Source organism: Bradyrhizobium sp. WSM4872 (assembly GCF_055811715.1).
Map to the genome: position 1 here is coordinate 271,971 of NZ_JBVVPT010000006.1, position 14,741 is coordinate 286,711.

General features: G+C 64.8%; 16 protein-coding genes. 7 read left to right on the forward strand and 9 right to left on the reverse strand.

Going from position 1 to position 14,741, the window contains the following annotated elements; genetic code table 11:
- Positions 1–38: 38 nt before the first annotated feature.
- The 3 genes from AC0L3C_RS11685 to AC0L3C_RS11695 form a co-directional block, all read right to left on the reverse strand.
- On the reverse strand, positions 39–1,064 hold the full coding sequence (locus tag AC0L3C_RS11685; protein ID WP_473408057.1) for a histone deacetylase family protein: 1,026 nt from the start codon (positions 1,062–1,064) through the stop codon (positions 39–41).
- A 125-nt stretch (positions 1,065–1,189) separates the two neighbouring features.
- On the reverse strand, positions 1,190–2,131 hold the full coding sequence (locus tag AC0L3C_RS11690; RefSeq protein ID WP_473284190.1) for an SMP-30/gluconolactonase/LRE family protein: 942 nt from the start codon (positions 2,129–2,131) through the stop codon (positions 1,190–1,192).
- The gene (locus AC0L3C_RS11695) at positions 2,088–4,160 is read right to left on the reverse strand and encodes a PQQ-dependent sugar dehydrogenase (protein WP_473408058.1); all 2,073 of its coding nucleotides are present in this window, start codon (positions 4,158–4,160) and stop codon (positions 2,088–2,090) included. Before AC0L3C_RS11695 ends, AC0L3C_RS11690 begins: the two co-directional genes overlap by 44 nt.
- Before the next feature lie 206 nt (positions 4,161–4,366).
- Here AC0L3C_RS11695 and AC0L3C_RS11700 point away from each other — a divergent pair, with 206 nt between their 5' ends.
- The 3 genes from AC0L3C_RS11700 to AC0L3C_RS11710 all read left to right on the forward strand — a co-directional run bounded on the left by AC0L3C_RS11700 (position 4,367) and on the right by AC0L3C_RS11710 (position 6,621).
- Positions 4,367–4,600, forward strand: a complete 234-nt coding sequence (locus tag AC0L3C_RS11700; protein ID WP_473408059.1) for a DUF6894 family protein — start codon at positions 4,367–4,369, stop codon at positions 4,598–4,600.
- 9 nt (positions 4,601–4,609) lie between these two features.
- A complete protein-coding gene (locus AC0L3C_RS11705; RefSeq protein WP_473284186.1) occupies positions 4,610–4,786 on the forward strand; it encodes a hypothetical protein in 177 nt (58 codons plus the stop codon).
- A 245-nt stretch (positions 4,787–5,031) separates the two neighbouring features.
- Positions 5,032–6,621, forward strand: coding sequence for a gamma-glutamyltransferase family protein (locus AC0L3C_RS11710; protein WP_473263357.1), 1,590 nt, complete (start codon positions 5,032–5,034; stop codon positions 6,619–6,621).
- A gap of 2 nt (positions 6,622–6,623) precedes the next feature.
- Here AC0L3C_RS11710 and AC0L3C_RS11715 read toward each other — a convergent pair whose 3' ends face one another.
- Genes AC0L3C_RS11715 through AC0L3C_RS11730 form a run of 4 tightly spaced genes read right to left on the reverse strand, consistent with a single transcriptional unit; the run spans position 6,624 to position 10,094 of the window.
- The gene (locus AC0L3C_RS11715; RefSeq protein WP_473408060.1) at positions 6,624–7,910 is read right to left on the reverse strand and encodes an NAD(P)/FAD-dependent oxidoreductase; all 1,287 of its coding nucleotides are present in this window, start codon (positions 7,908–7,910) and stop codon (positions 6,624–6,626) included.
- 12 nt (positions 7,911–7,922) lie between these two features.
- Positions 7,923–8,654, reverse strand: a complete 732-nt coding sequence (locus AC0L3C_RS11720; RefSeq protein WP_027568180.1) for an amino acid ABC transporter ATP-binding protein — start codon at positions 8,652–8,654, stop codon at positions 7,923–7,925.
- A complete protein-coding gene (locus AC0L3C_RS11725) occupies positions 8,651–9,304 on the reverse strand; it encodes an amino acid ABC transporter permease (RefSeq protein ID WP_063993773.1) in 654 nt (217 codons plus the stop codon). The genes AC0L3C_RS11720 and AC0L3C_RS11725 overlap by 4 nt, the downstream gene beginning before the upstream one ends.
- Before the next feature lie 31 nt (positions 9,305–9,335).
- On the reverse strand, positions 9,336–10,094 hold the full coding sequence (locus AC0L3C_RS11730) for an ABC transporter substrate-binding protein (RefSeq protein WP_473408061.1): 759 nt from the start codon (positions 10,092–10,094) through the stop codon (positions 9,336–9,338).
- Between the two features lie 23 nt (positions 10,095–10,117).
- On the opposite strand from AC0L3C_RS11730, the gene AC0L3C_RS11735 reads away from it, so the two are divergent.
- Positions 10,118–10,255, forward strand: coding sequence for a hypothetical protein (locus AC0L3C_RS11735; protein WP_473284176.1), 138 nt, complete (start codon positions 10,118–10,120; stop codon positions 10,253–10,255).
- Positions 10,256–10,274: 19 nt separating this feature from the next.
- Entirely contained in the window at positions 10,275–10,949 is a 675-nt protein-coding gene (locus tag AC0L3C_RS11740) for a helix-turn-helix domain-containing protein (RefSeq protein ID WP_473284174.1), read from the forward strand.
- A gap of 105 nt (positions 10,950–11,054) precedes the next feature.
- Here AC0L3C_RS11740 and AC0L3C_RS11745 read toward each other — a convergent pair whose 3' ends face one another.
- Together AC0L3C_RS11745 and aptA are read right to left on the reverse strand one after the other, a co-directional pair.
- Positions 11,055–12,320, reverse strand: coding sequence for a D-amino acid dehydrogenase (locus AC0L3C_RS11745; protein WP_473284172.1), 1,266 nt, complete (start codon positions 12,318–12,320; stop codon positions 11,055–11,057).
- Between the two features lie 70 nt (positions 12,321–12,390).
- A complete protein-coding gene (gene aptA / locus AC0L3C_RS11750; protein WP_473408062.1) occupies positions 12,391–13,719 on the reverse strand; it encodes an omega-aminotransferase AptA in 1,329 nt (442 codons plus the stop codon).
- A 149-nt stretch (positions 13,720–13,868) separates the two neighbouring features.
- On the opposite strand from aptA, the gene AC0L3C_RS11755 reads away from it, so the two are divergent.
- A complete protein-coding gene (locus AC0L3C_RS11755; RefSeq protein ID WP_007600574.1) occupies positions 13,869–14,417 on the forward strand; it encodes a cupin domain-containing protein in 549 nt (182 codons plus the stop codon).
- Positions 14,418–14,557: 140 nt separating this feature from the next.
- The gene (locus AC0L3C_RS11760) at positions 14,558–14,710 is read left to right on the forward strand and encodes a hypothetical protein (RefSeq protein ID WP_473408063.1); all 153 of its coding nucleotides are present in this window, start codon (positions 14,558–14,560) and stop codon (positions 14,708–14,710) included.
- Positions 14,711–14,741 lie beyond the last annotated feature (31 nt).

A 14,741-nucleotide genomic window follows, 5' to 3' on the forward strand; every position in this document is an offset into this window, starting at 1 on the left:
CGCGCAACGACGGAGAATGATGGGCTACTCGGCGAAAATCACCGCGCCTCTTCGAATCCCGCCAGCACCGAGGTCAGGTTCGCGCCGAGGATATCCGAGAGGTAGCCGCCCTCCTGCACGAACACGGTCGGCAGCCCCATCTTTGCGATGGCCTGGCCGATGCGGCGGAAGCCGGGCGTGGTGACGGCGAGGCCCTTCAGCGGATCGTGCTCGGAGGCGTCGAGGCCGAGTGCGATGACGAGGGCGCCGGGCGCAAAGGATTCGATCGCCTTGCGCGCGACCTCCATCGCCTGGATGTAGCCGTCATCGCCGGTGCCGATCGCCAGGGGGATGTTGAGATTGGCGCCGAGGCCGGGACCTTCGCCGCGCTCATGCGCATAGCCCCACACGTAAGGATAATACGCGACGGGATCGGCATGGATCGAGACCGTGTAGACGTCCGGGCGCGCATAAAAGATTCCTTGCGTGCCGTTGCCGTGATGGACGTCGACGTCGAGGATCACGACACGCTCGTGCTTCTGCCGCAGATGCGCCGCCGCGATCGCGCTGTTGTTGAGGAAGCAGAAGCCCCCGGCCATGTCGCGATAGGCGTGATGGCCGGGCGGCCGGCAGAGCGCATAAGTCGCATCCTCGCCGTCCATCACCATCTGTGCCGCGGTGACCGCGACGTCGGTCGCAGCGCAGGCCGCGGCCCAGGTGCCCGGGCCGATCGGCGCCGCGGTGTCGGCGGTGTGCCAGCCGAGCTTGCCGGTGATATGGGTGGGATAAGTCGCGGCATGACGCACCGGATGGATATTGCCGATCATCTCCGGACCGGAATCGCCGAGCGCGGTCCAGGCCTCCCAGGCCTCGCTCAGGAACGATAGATATTCCGGACTGTGGATGCGCGCACGCGGCCCCTGCCCGAATGATGTCGGCTCGACCAGTTGGTGCTTGCCGTCCTTGAGCCCTTTGAGCAGGCGGTCGGCACGCTCGGGCTGCTCGGTGGTACGCTTGACGACACCGCGAACCAGGAAGAATTGCGGATCGTGGCTGCGATGCAGCTCGGTATGGACGGCTTTCACTCGAACACTCCTGGTCGCTTTGAGGGTGCCACAGATGTCTAAATCCCCGCGGCGGCGAGATGCAAGCAAGAAGAATGCCGCCCCTGTCGCACCGCCCTGCGCCTGAAGCAGATCGCTCGTGAAGCTCAGCAACGCCCGCGCTGGAGGCAGTGCTCGCGACCCTGCTGGTCGGTGCGGAAGGACTCGACGAAGCCGCCCTGACGCTGGGTGACGAAGATCGTCTTGCCGTCGTGGCCTCCGAAGGCAAGATTGGTCGGCTCCTTGGCCCTCAGCGCGATCTCCCGCTCGACCGCGCCATTGGCCTTCATCAACGTGATCGTGCCCTTGAGGATGCGCGCGACATAGAGGCGGCCGGCCATGTCGGTGCGCAGGCCGTCGACGGTGTCGGGCTGAAACGCCTTGACGAGTTTTGGACTGGTGAGTTCGTTGCCGCCGACCATGTAGGACCAGATCTGACCGCTACTAGATTCCCCGACATAGAGCGTCTTGTCATCGGGGCTGAGATCGATGCCGTTGGTGGTGCCCATCGCGCGCGGCGCCGACATGAGCTGTCCCTGCACCGTTCCGTCGGCTCCCTTCGCGATGCGCCAGATATGGCCTTCGCGACCTTTCCAGTTCGGATCGCTCGCGTAGATCGTGCCGTCACGGGCGATGGTGATGTCGTTGGGCTGGTTCATCTCGTCGGAGTGAAACCAGATGGCGGGCTCGGTCGATCCCTTCGGGATCGCGAAGATGTTGTGCTTCTTGTAGTCGGCGATGAACATGGTGCCGTCGCGCGCGAAGCGGATGGCGTTGCCGACGCTGCCCTCGGGCAGTGCCGTGAACGGCTCGGACGCTGCGCCGCCGACAGGCAGCTTGCCGATGGTGCCGGGCTTGCCGAAATTGACGACGAAGAGATTGCCGTCGAGATCGGCGGCCGGCCCTTCGATGCCAAAGGTGTATTCGCCTGACGGCGTCACCTGCACGCTTTCGAACAGTTTCGTTTCCGCTCGTGCCGGTGCCGTCGCAAGGACGAGAACAACGCTACTGCACAGGCACCAGAAATTCCTGCCGGATGTAATAGCCATCGCCGTCGCTGCACTCGCCATTCAGATAGGGATCGGCCGGCCGGAAGAAGCGGCTGAAGCCGGGTTTGTCTACAGCGTTCCTTTGTGTCACGACGACGACCTTGGCGGCCGGTATTTCGCCGCATTCCTTGTTGGTTTTGCCAAAGAACTTGCGCTGCGGCGGGCCGGACTTGGTCCGCATCCGGATGCCTGGAACCATTTTTGACACCAGCAGATCCGCCGTATCGAGCAGGCGCGTGTAACCAGGCTCGGCCTTCGGCAGGCCTTCGCCACCCGGCGGCATCAGCTTCTCCGCGCCTAACCCACGAAGCCGCGTGCGCAACTTGCCGGAGTCGGGATCACCAGGATAGATCCAGCCATCCTGCGACAGCATGAAGCGAAGCACCGTCGCGTCCTTCTGAGCGTCAGATTGGCCCGGCTTCAAGCCGAAATCCGAGTGACAGCCGACGCAATGTTTTTCGACGAGGCCCTTGCGCAAGCTGGTGAGCCGGGCGCTGTTCTGAGCATCCCTGGCCACGAAGGCCGCGAGCTGGTCGATCAGCGCCTGGCTCCGCATGTCGCAGGGCAACGGCAGCGGCTCATCGCCCCCGGCGCGGTCGATCCGGATCACCGTCTGGTTCTTGTCCTCGACCAGCCAGATTGCGCCGTCCTCCGCGACCGTCATGCCGACGGGCGCACCTTGCGGCCGCGCGCCGTTGACGCGGTGCCAGCCTGCGACCAGTTCCTCGAACGGCGCGGCGGCGACCTCGCCGGCCTCGGTCTGAAAGCTGTGGGTCGGATCGGCCGCGCAACTGACATGATAGGGCACCGGCGCCGGGGCGGGCTTCGGGAAGCCGTGGTCGTCGACGTCATAGACGATGACCCGGCTGCCGGTCGGACGATAGCCATGCAGACCGACCAGCAGCTTGCCCTCGAGCTCCGGAAATTTCGCTCCGTGATAATAGAGCATCGCAAGCGGCGCGCCGTGCGGCGGCAGCAGCGAGAACGGCGCCTTGTAGAGAGCGTTCGCGGTGCACAGCGATTTGTAGACCCCCGACTGCAAGACGATCCTGAATTCGGGACTCGGCGTCGACAGATCGTAGCAATAAGGCCAGCCGTAATGCCTGCCCTGCTCGATCGCGTTGATCTCCTCGTTCGGCTTGAAAATGTCGGGCAGGTCGCGGCCGTTCTCGCCTTGCAGGAAGGCATAGCCCGCATCGGGAAAGCTCGGATGCAGCGCCAGCGCCATCGAGTTGCGCAGGCCGCGCGCATAGACGCCGTGCGGCGGGTCGGGTTCGCCTGGCTTCAACGCCGGGAAGATACCGCCCGGGGGCGGCGTGAACAGCCAGATCGACGCCATCGCAGAAGCGCCCTCGGCCGCCGCGCAAGGTCTCGTGATCGGCGCCGGCGTGATGCAGTCGTCGCTGTGCGAGCCGATGTTGACGAACAGCCGGCCGTTCTTATCAAAGACAAACTGCTTGAGTGGATGCGCGCTCTCGTCGACCCTGGTCCCATCGGGCAATGTGATCCGGCGGCCGGGCATATGACGGACGATGGTCTCGACCGTGTCGCGCGGATTGTCGGCGAGCGGATCGAACCGAAAGATCGTCTCCGCGCTCGAGGCATAGAGCTTCTTGTCCGGACCGATCACGAGACCGAACGGATATTCGATTGCAGTCAGCAGCTCCTTGAACCGCTGTCCCTGGGGCGCGCGCGGGTCGAGCAACAGCAGCCGGCCATCGGTATGGCCCCAGCCCGCCATGTCGGCGACCACGAACAGGTCACGACCGGGCACCTGGATGATCGCGCGCGGGAATTTCAGCCGATCTTCCTCGCTGGCGACGAGGCCAGCGCAAAATCCCGCCTTCATGTCGATCTGGATTTTTGGAAAAGCCAGATCGGCACTGCCGCAGGTCTCCGTTCCGATCGCATAGCCGCTCTTGCGGACCGGTTCTGATGAGCCTACCGAGGCGAGGGTCAGGAGCACCACCAAGGCGCCCGCGCATGCGCGCAGGCTTCGGCTTTCACGCCAAAAGGTGAGATGGTTCACGGCGCCTCCCGGACTTTCCGTCCAGGGTTGTTCCATGCCGTGGGAATGCCGTCCAGTTGATCAACACCCCCTTGTGATCAAACCGGCAGGGGACTTGGCGCCGACCAATCTCCGTAGATTCCCTTACCGGGCTCGACCCGAATGTTTCGCGAAGGCTTGGAATGGTATCGGTTTGCCGTCCCAATCGCTCCCAATAGGAGACGCATATGGTCCAGGTCTATTTTCACTGCTCCAATACCGAGGGCACGCTGATCGATCGCAGCGGCACAGCGGTGACCAACCTGACCGAGGCGCGCGACCGTGCCGCCCAGATCATGAACGCGATGATCCTGACGCCCGGCGCTGAGGATTGGCGCGACTGGGTGATCCATGTCAGCGGCTCCGACGGCGAGGAGATCTTCGATCTCCCCTTCACTGCCATGCTCGGCAAGGCGCACTGAGGTGATGCCATGTTGCTCGCGTCACTGATCCTGCTCCGCCAGCCCCTGAACTTCATCGCCAGCAAATGGCTGACGCTGATCCGGATCGCGGGCAATCCCTACCGGCCCGAGCTCCACTACATGCGCGGGCCTGGCCCGAAATGGCACGCCAAGTATCAGGCCAGCCGGCTGGATCGCGCGCGCTGAGCCCTGTAGCTTCCGCTTCCCACTGATCGGTCTCTCAACTCATGATGCCCGGGCGTAGCCGTCCGAAGGACGGCGTCGCTTCCGCTCGCCTATGCCCCGGGCACTCTCGCGTTGGCGCCTCCCTCGCCTGTTTCACACCAGCCATGCCGCCTCGCCCTTTCGATGTTCTCGGTGGGGGCGATGTGCCATTCTTCGCGGAGCTCAGCGCAACGAAGCCAAACCGAAGACAGCACACAGACATCATCATGCCGCACCAGTTCAGCCACACCCAAACCGTCCGCAAGCCCGCCGTCACATCCAGAGGCGGCATCGTCGCCGCACAGTCCCGGCGGGCGGCCGAAGTGGGGGCGCAAGTGCTGGCGGCGGGCGGCGACTGCGTGGATGCGATCGTCGCTACCACCTTCGCGCTGAACGTGCTGGAGCCCTGGAACAGCGGCATGGGCGGCGGCGGCGCGATGGTGCTCTACCGTGCCGCGGAAAATCGCTACGAGGTGATCGACTACGGCATGTGCGCGCCGCAAGGCCTGCGCGCCGCCGACTATCCGCTCAGCGGCGAAGGCGCGGCTTCCGATCTGTTTCCCTGGCAGCGGGTCAAGGACGACCGCAACATCCACGGCCCCGGCGCGATCGCCGTGCCCGGCGTCGTCGCCGGCATGGAGGAGGCGCATCGCCGCCATGCCAGGCTGCCGTGGAAAGATCTGGTCGCGCCGGCCGCGGCCCTCGCCGGCGAAGGCCTGCTGGTCGACTGGTGGACCACGCTGACGATCGCGGCATCGGCGGCCGATCTTCGGCGCTATCCCGCGAGCGCGACAACGTTCCTGAAGGACGGCCTTCCTCCAAGCGCGCCATGGGGCATCAAGTCCGAGACGCGGCTGCCGCTGGATGCGCTGAAGGCGACGTTGTCGCATCTTGCGGCCGCCGGTCCGCGCGATTTCTACCAAGGCGATCTCGCCAGGAGCATCGCATCCGACATCAACGCCGACGGCGGCGCGCTGTCGGTGGAGGACCTCGCCGCGTTCCGAGCCCATCCGCGCGAGCCGCTGGCGATCCCCTATCGCGGCGGCAAGGTGTTTGCGACGCCGGAGCTCACGGCCGGGCCGACGATGGCGCATGCGCTGCGCCTGTTGCAACAGAACCTGAAGCCGGGACGCGCGCCCGATGCGGCCGCCTACGCCGAATATGCCGCCGCGCTGCAATCGGCCTATCGCGAGCGGCTCAAGGACATGGGCGACGCCGACGGCAAGCGCTCGCTCGGCGCGGACTATCTGGCGCCCGCCTGCACCACGCATTTCTCCGTGGTCGACCGCCACGGCAATATCGCAGCGGTGACGCAGACGCTGCTGTCATCCTTCGGCTCGAAATACGTCACGCCGCACACCGGCATTGCCATGAACAACGGCATCATGTGGTTCGACCCGACGCCGGGTACCACCAACTCGCTCGCGCCTGGCAAGCGCTGCCTCACCAACTACACGCCTGTCATCGCCGAGGCCAAGGACGGCAGACGGCTCGCGGTCGGCGCCTCCGGCGGTCGCCGCATCCTGCCGTCGGTGATGCAGATCGTGTCGTTTGCGATGGATTTCGGCATGGATCTCGATGCCGCGATCCACCAACCGCGGATCGACGCCAGCGAAGGCGCGATCGTGATCGGCGATACCAGGTTGCCGGCGGACACACGTGAGACGCTCGCGGCGCGATTCGACTATGAGGAAGCGCGGGTGCAGTCCTTGCCGCAGAAGTTCGCCTGCCCGAGCGTCGTGATGCGCGACGGCGACACCAATTCCGGCGCGGTCGAGATCTTCCAGCCCTGGGCCGACGCGGTGGCGGAGGGCTGAGCTTAGATCCCCAGCCGGTCCCGCACCCGGCCCGCGATCACTGCCGTCGTCACGCCCACCGGCCAGAATGCGTGCATCGGGATCGGCTTGATGCCGGTGACGGGCATGTCGATCTCGGCCTTGGCGCCGCCGATCAGACGCCGCGCGAGCTGCGCGCCCATCGCGGTCGAGAGCGCGACGCCGCGGCCGTTGCAACCGAGCGAGATCAGGAGGTTGTCCGCGGGCTCGTGCACATGCGGGTAATGATCCGCGGTGATGGCGAGCCGGCTGTTCCAGCCATGGGTCCAGGCAACGCCCTTGAGCTGCGGCCACAGCCGTTCGGCGTATCGCATGAGATAGGCGACGTCGGTGGGCGAACTGATCCAGCGCATCGGGCCGCGGCCGCCCATCAAGAGGCGGTTCTGCTGATCGATGCGGTAATAGACGGTGATGTGGCCGCTCTCGTAAAGGACGGGACGCGTCGGCATGATCGAACGCGCGACGTCGTCCGAGAGCGGCGCGGTGGCAGCGATCGAAGAGAACACCGGCACAATGGTGCGGCGGAGCGCCGGCCAGAGATCGTCCGTAAAACCGTTGGTCGCGAGCAGCACCTTTTCGGCATGCACCACCGCGCACGGCGTCTCGATGCGCCATCGGCTGCCCTCGCGGCGCAGCGACAGCGCCGGTGTTTCGCCATGGATTTTCGCGCCTGCCGAAATCGCGGCGCGCGCGAGGCCGCGGGCGTAGCTGAGTGGATGCAGGTCGCCGCCGCGGGTATCGAACATGGCGCCGATGTAACGATCCGTGCCGGTCATCTCGCGCAGCTGCTCGCGATTCAGGTACGACACCGGCATGCCACGCGCGATGCACTGTTGTGCGGTTGTCTCGATCGCGGCGGCGCTGGCCTCGTTATAGGCCGCGCGCAGCGTACCGTTCTGCCGCGCTTCGCACGGGATCTGGTAGCGGCGGATCAAATCATGCGTGAAATTCGTCGTGCCGTAGGAGAAGTCGATCATGCGGCGGCCGAGCTCAGTGCCAAAATCCGCCTCGATCTGATCTGGGTCGTGCTTCAAGCCGGGATTGGTGTGGCCGCCATTATTGCCGGATGCGCCCCAGCCCGGCTCCTGCGCCTCCAGCACCAGCGCCTCGACGCCCTGCTCCGCCAGATGCAACGCGGTGGACAGACCTGTGTAGCCACCGCCGATGATGGCGACCGAGACCGTCTTGTCGGCGTCGAGTGGCGGCGTGGCCACCGGCGCGACGGCGGTGTCGGCATAGAGAGACGGCGGCAGAGGCAGGCGCGTGGTCATGGCGAAGACCGATCAGAGCGGATGCAGCACGCGGCGCAGAAAATCCTGCGTCCGCGCATGCTGCGGTTGGTTGAGCACCGATTTTGCCGGTCCCTGCTCGACGATGACGCCGCCGTCGATGAACAGCACGCGGTCGGCGACGTCGCGGGCAAAGCCCATCTCGTGGGTGACGACGACCATCGTCATGCCATCGTCGGCGAGCTTGCGCATCACGCCGAGAACGTCGCCGACCAATTCAGGATCGAGCGCCGAGGTCGGTTCGTCGAACAGGATGGCCTTGGGCTGCATCGCCAGCGCCCGTGCGATCGCGACGCGTTGCTGCTGGCCGCCGGAGAGCTGCGGCGGATGTTCGTTGGCTTTCTCGGCAAGGCCCACCTGGGCGAGCAGCGCGCGGCCACGCTCGAATGCGGCAGCGCGCGGCTCCTTCTTCACATAGAGCGGACCTTCGACGACGTTCTCCAGCACCGTCCGGTGCGGAAACAGGTTGAAGCGCTGGAACACCATCGAGACCTGGGTGCGGACTTGCACGATCGACGGCGCGTCGCGGTCGACCTTCAATCCCTCGACGCTGATCTCGCCGCGGTCATAGCTTTCGAGACCATTGATACAGCGCAAGATGGTTGACTTGCCGGAGCCGGAGGGGCCGACGATGCAGACCACCTCGCCCTTCTGGACGGACGCCGTGATGCCCTTGAGCACCTCGTTCTCGCCAAAGCTCTTGTGGACGTCGGTCAGCTCGATCATCTCTTGCCGGCCCGCTTCTCGAAGTGACGGACCAGCAGGATCAGCGGAATGCTCATGGTGAGATACATCAGCGCGACCATCGTAAACACGTTGGTGTTCTTGAAGGTCGAGGACGCGATCAGTTTGCCTTGCAGCGCGAGCTCGGCCACCGTGATGGTCGAGGCCTGCGAGGAATCCTTCAGCATCATGATCATGACGTTGCCATAGGGCGGCAGCACGATGCGCACCGCCTGCGGCAGCACGACGCGGCGCATGGTCAGCCACCAGCCCATGCCGATCGATTGCGCCGCCTCGATCTGCCCTTTGTCGATCGCCTCGATACCGGCGCGGAAATTTTCCGCCTGATAGGCCGAGTAGGCGATGCCGAGCCCAAGGATCGCGGCCTGCAACGCGGACAGCGTGACGCCGAGATCGGGCATCACGAAGTAGAGGTAGAACAACAGCACGATGATCGGAATGCCGCGGATCACATTGATCAGGCTGGCGCTGAGCAGCGACAGGACGCGGATGCCGGAGACCCGCATCATCGCCCAGACAAGGCCAAGCACCGTCGAAAGCAGCAGCGAGCCGATGGTGACGACGATCGTCAGCACGACGCCGCTCATCAGGATCGGGAAGAATTCGGCCGCGTCGTGCCAGAAGCCTTTCATCGATCAGCCTTCATCGATCGGCCTCTCGCGATCAACCTTGCGCCTTCAGACCCCATTTATCGAGGATCTTGTCGATAGTGCCGTTGGCCTTCAGCTTGGCGAGCGAGGCGTTGATCTTGCCGAGCAGCGCGGTCTCGCCCTTGCGCACGCCGATGCCGACCGAACCGACGGTGACTGGCTTATAGCCGTCGACCAAACGCACCTCGGGGAAGCCGCCCTGCTTCAGATTGTAGGCGAGGATCGGGTAGTCGGCGTAGCCGGCCTTGAGGCGGCCGGTATTCACGTCGCGCAGGATGTCGGGAATGGTATCGTAGGCCTTGACGTCCGCAAACAGGCCGGACTTCTTCAGCGCATCGACGAAGGCGGTGCCGACCTGGGCGCCGACGGTCTCGCCCTTGAGATCGTCCTGGGTGGCGTAGGCCTTGGCATCGCTCTTCGGCACTACGAGGCCTTCGCCATAAGTGTAGATCGGGTCGGAGAAGTCGACGACCTCCTTGCGCGGCGCGGTGATGAACATCGCGGCCGCGATGATGTCGATCTTGCTCGATGTCAGCGACGGGATCAGCGCCGAGAACTGCATCGGCTCGATCTGCACGTTGAAGCCGGCATCCTTGCCCACTTCAGTGACGAGATCGACCATGATGCCCTGGATGGAATTGGTCTTGGTGTCGAGGAAGGTGAAGGGAATGCCTGTCGGCGTCGAGCCGACCTTCAGCACTTGCTGCGCCGAAGCCGGCGCTGCTGCGGCAATCGCGAGTGCCGCTACCGCGGCCAGACCAAAACGCTTCATCGCATCCCCCTTGGGTCCGGCCGATGGCGGCGCTCGCGGATCTCGTCATCGCAGACGTTGCGGGCCAAGCCGTTTCGGCCTATTTTCACCAATATGAAAATTTGGTCACACTTTCACGGCAGTTGCAAGCGGTTTTCATGGACATGAAGGAAGCGGTTTGACGTGAGCGGTGGCAAAAGAATGCGCAGACCGGCCGCCGCAAAGCCGGTGAAGAAGGTGCAGATGAAGGCGAAGGTGAAAGCCAACGCCAGCACCAAGGCTATCGCCAAAGCGGCCGAGCCGGCAATGGATGTCGCGGTTGGCCGCCGCATTCGCGATCTCAGGCGGATCAGGCAATTCTCGCTCGAGACGGTCGCTTCGCGCACGGAGCTGTCGATCGGCTTTCTCAGCCAGATCGAGCGCGGCCTGTCGTCGCCGTCGCTGCGCGTGCTGGCCACGCTCGCCGACGTGCTCGGCGTCGGCATCGCCGCGCTGTTCGGCGCGAGCCCGAACGCCGACGGTGCATCCGACCAAATCGTCACGCGCGGGCTTCAGCGGCCCGAGCTGAAGCTCTGGCGCACCGGCGTGTCGAAGCAATTGCTGAGCCCCGCCAGCGCCGACAACCGCCTCAACCTGTTCCTGGTACATCTGGAGCCCGGCGGCTCCACCGGCGACGAACTCTACACGCATGACGGCGAAGAGGCCGGCCTTGTGCTCGAAGGCGAGATGATGCTGACAGTGGACAGCGAGACATGGTCGCTGAAGGCCGGCGACAGTTTTCGGTTTGCAAGCCGAAGGCCGCACCGGTTCTCCAACCCGGCCGAGGATGCCAAGGCGGTGGTGCTGTGGGTGAATTGCGTGACGGGGACGGGGTAGCGCAGCCGTCATTGCGAACGAAGCGAAGCAATCCAGACTCTCACCGCGGAGACACTCTGGATTGCTTCGTCGCTTCGCTCCTCGCGATGACGGGAGGATAGAGACTTAGCCGAACCGATATTTGTACCGGTCCACTGTCAGCGCGCTCACATCAATGTCCGGCTTCTTGCCCGACAGCATGTCGGCGAGCACGCGGCCGGAGCCGCAGGACATGGTCCAGCCCAGCGTGCCGTGGCCGGTGTTGAGGTGAAGGTTGGCGTATTGCGTCGGGCCGATCACGGGCGGGCCGTCCGGGGTCATCGGGCGCAGGCCGCTCCAGAACGTCGCCTTGGAGAGATCGCCGCCGCGCGGGAACAGATCGGTCAGCGAGTGATCGAGCGTGGCGCGCCGCGCGTCGTAGAGCTGGCTCGAGAAGCCGGAGATTTCGGCGGTGCCGCCGACGCGGATGCGATTGCCGAGGCGCGTGATGGCGACTTTATAGCTCTCGTCCATCACAGTCGATTCCGGCGCACCGGAAGCGTCCTTGATCGGCACCGTGATCGAATAGCCCTTCACGGGATAGACCGGAAGCGAAATATCGAGCGGCGCGACCAGCCGCGACGACCAGCTTCCGAGCGCGAGCACGTAAGCGTCTGCCTGCAACATGCCGGCGCTGGTCGCGACGCCGCTGACGCGCGCACCGTCGGTGACGATGCGGTCGATGCCGGTGTTGAACATGAAGCGCACGCCGAGCGCTTCGGCATGCTTGGCCAGGGCCTGCGTGAACATGTGACAGTCGCCGGTCTCGTCCTGCGGCAAGCGCAGCCCGCCCGCGAACTTCTCCTTCACGCCCGCCAGCGCCGGCTCGGCCGCGATGCAGCCCTCGCGGCTCAGCACCTCGAACGGTACGCCGTACTCCTTGAGCACGGCGATGTCCTCTCCGGTGCCGTCGAGCTGGGCCTGGTAGCGGAACAGCTGCAAGGTGCCCTGCGAGCGCTCGTCATACTGGATACCGATGTCGCGGCGCAGATCGCGCAGGCAATCGCGGCTATATTCCGCGATCGGAATCATCCGGCTCTTGTTGACCGCGTAACGTTCGCTGGTGCAGTTGCGCAGCATCTTGAGCAGCCAGACCCACATCGCGGGATCGAGCTTCGGCCGGATCACCAGCGGGCCGTGCTTCATCAGCAGCCATTTGAACGCCTTCACCGGTACGCCGGGACCAGCCCAGGGCGAGGAATAGCCGGGCGACACTTCGCCGGCATTGGCAAAGGAGGTCTCGAGCGCCGGCTCGGGCTGACGGTCGACAACCGTCACCTCATGGCCGGCACGCGCGAGGTAGTAGGCAGAGGTGACACCGATGACGCCGCTGCCGAGGATCAGAACTTTCACGCTTCGTCAAACTCCCGCGGCATCACGCTCGCCGCTGCAAGAGGGAACTCCGCAACGGCGAGAGCAATTATCAGGCCACCCGCTTGATGGCATCGCCGAGGATCGACACGATATCGTCGATGTGGCTCTTCTCGACGATGAGCGGAGGCGACAGCGCAAAGCTATCGCCGCTCATGCGGAAGTACAGCCCGCGATTGAAGCAGTCGACCATGACGTCGTAGCCACGCACGCCGACGGTGCCGTCACGCGGCGACAGTTCGACCGCGCCCATCAGGCCGCAATTGCGGATGTCGACGACGTTGGGCAGGCCCTTCAGCGAATGCAGCGCATCGCGCCAATATTCTGAGATCGACGCACCGCGCGTCAGCAGGCCTTCGTCCTTGTAGATGTCGAGCGTGGCGATGCCCGCGGCGCAGGCGACCGGATGGGCCGAATAGGTATAGCCGTGGAACAGCTCCATCGCGTTCTCGGGGCCGACCATCAGGCCGTCGTGAACCTTGCGACTCGCAAACACGGCGCCGCAGGGAATGGTGCCGTTGGTGATGCCCTTAGCCGTCGTCATCATATCAGGCGTGACGCCGAAGAAGTTGGCGGCGAACGGCGTGCCGAGGCGGCCGAAGCCGGTGATGACCTCGTCGAAGATCAGGAGGATGCCGTGCTTGTCGCAGATCTCGCGCAGGCGCTGGAGATAGCCCTTCGGCGGCGGCAACACCGCGGTCGAGCCCGGCACCGGCTCGACGATGACGGCAGCAATGGTCTCGGCGCCGTGCAGGGCCACCAGCCGCTCGAGATCATCGGCGAGCTCGGCGCCATGCTCGGGCTGATCCTTGGCGAAGGCGTTGCGGGTGAGATCGTGGGTATGGCGGATGTGGTCGATGCCCGGCAGCAGGGTGGCGAAGGCGCGGCGGTTGGCGACCATGCCGCCGACCGAGGTGCCGCCGAAGCCGACGCCGTGATAGCCGCGCTCGCGGCCGATCAGGCGGGTGCGGCTCGCCTGGCCGTTGGCGCGGTGATAGGCGAGCGCGATCTTCAGCGCGGTGTCGACCGACTCGGAGCCGGAATTGGTGAAGAAGATGCGATCGAGGCCGTTCGGCGCGATCTCGGCCAGACGCTCTGCGAAGTCGAATGCCAGCGGATGGCCCATCTGGAACGACGGTGCGAAATCCAGCGTCATCAGCTGGCGCTCGACGGCAGCCGCGATCTGCTTGCGGCCGTGGCCGGCATTGACGCACCAGAGGCCGGCGGAGGCGTCGATCACCTTGCGGCCGTCGACGGTGGTGTAATGCATGCCCTCGGCCGAGGAGAACAGGCGCGGCGCCTTCTTGAACTGCCGGTTGGCCGTGAACGGCATCCAGAACGAGTCGGTCTTGATGGTGTTCGGAATCTGATGAAGGGTCACGGGCCACGCTCCTTTGCTGACCTGCTACCAGAGGCACGGCTTGAAAAGCGCAACAAGTCCTTTTCTGATGGGCTGCAAGCCATTGATTTGACTGGGGCTGCCGGTCCATATTTGCGCGATCCGCAACACCTGCAACACGGGACAGGGACATGAGCGTCGATATCGGTGGACGGCTGCGATTCATCCGGGCGCGCCAGAAGCTGTCGCAGCGCGAACTTGCCAAACGCGCGGGCGTCACCAATTCGACGATTTCGCTGATCGAATCCAACCAGATGAACCCGTCGGTGGGGGCGCTCAAGCGCATCCTCGACGGCATTCCGATGGGGCTCGCCGAGTTCTTCGCGCTGGAGCCTGAGAGCCGGCGCAAGATCTTCTACCGCGGCGAAGAGCTGACCGAGGTCGGCAAGAAACCGATCTCGTATCGGCAAATAGGCGACAATCTGTTCGGTCGCAGCCTGCAGATCCTGAAGGAGCGCTACGAGCCCGGCAGCGACACCGGGCGCGTTCACCTCGTCCATGACGGCGAAGAAGGGGGCATCGTGATCTCGGGCAAGCTCGAAGTCACCGTCGAGGACGAGCGCCGCATCCTCAATCCGGGCGATGCCTACTATTTCGAGAGCCGTCGCCCGCATCGCTTCCGCTGCGTCGGCGGCAAGCCGTGTGAGGTCATTTCGGCCTGCACGCCTCCGACGTTTTGAAGTTAGCCGGAATCCCACGGAGCCACCGGTATCATACGGAGCTTGAGCCATCTCAATTTCCGCAGCCTGATCCTCTATATGTTTCGAGCGATAGCCAAGCAGCCTCCGGTTTCCGGGGCCGCTTCGTAACAGGGCTCGCTATGAAGATCACGCTCGCCAATGCAGAGGCCGCACTCGATGAAGTGCAGCGCGACAGCGACAAGCTCCATTCGGAGGAGCTGCGCAAGGCCATCGCGAACTACATCGAGGCGCAGCGAGAAGCGCTCAAGGCTCTTCGCAAGAAGCTGCACTAGCGCGCGGCGGAGCGAGAGGATCGTCCGCGCG

Coding starts and splice junctions, on each gene's coding strand:
- AC0L3C_RS11760 (WP_473408063.1), top strand. CDS start 14,558: ATGAAGATCACGCTCGCCAATGCAGAGGCCGCACTCGATGAAGTGCAG.
- AC0L3C_RS11690 (WP_473284190.1), bottom strand. CDS start 2,131: ATGGCTATTACATCCGGCAGGAATTTCTGGTGCCTGTGCAGTAGCGTT.
- AC0L3C_RS11720 (WP_027568180.1), bottom strand. CDS start 8,654: ATGATCGAGCTGACCGACGTCCACAAGAGCTTTGGCGAGAACGAGGTG.
- AC0L3C_RS11740 (WP_473284174.1), top strand. CDS start 10,275: ATGCGCAGACCGGCCGCCGCAAAGCCGGTGAAGAAGGTGCAGATGAAG.
- AC0L3C_RS11705 (WP_473284186.1), top strand. CDS start 4,610: ATGTTGCTCGCGTCACTGATCCTGCTCCGCCAGCCCCTGAACTTCATC.
- AC0L3C_RS11725 (WP_063993773.1), bottom strand. CDS start 9,304: ATGAAAGGCTTCTGGCACGACGCGGCCGAATTCTTCCCGATCCTGATG.
- AC0L3C_RS11755 (WP_007600574.1), top strand. CDS start 13,869: ATGAGCGTCGATATCGGTGGACGGCTGCGATTCATCCGGGCGCGCCAG.
- AC0L3C_RS11735 (WP_473284176.1), top strand. CDS start 10,118: ATGGCGGCGCTCGCGGATCTCGTCATCGCAGACGTTGCGGGCCAAGCC.
- AC0L3C_RS11710 (WP_473263357.1), top strand. CDS start 5,032: ATGCCGCACCAGTTCAGCCACACCCAAACCGTCCGCAAGCCCGCCGTC.
- AC0L3C_RS11700 (WP_473408059.1), top strand. CDS start 4,367: ATGGTCCAGGTCTATTTTCACTGCTCCAATACCGAGGGCACGCTGATC.
- AC0L3C_RS11715 (WP_473408060.1), bottom strand. CDS start 7,910: ATGACCACGCGCCTGCCTCTGCCGCCGTCTCTCTATGCCGACACCGCC.
- AC0L3C_RS11730 (WP_473408061.1), bottom strand. CDS start 10,094: ATGAAGCGTTTTGGTCTGGCCGCGGTAGCGGCACTCGCGATTGCCGCA.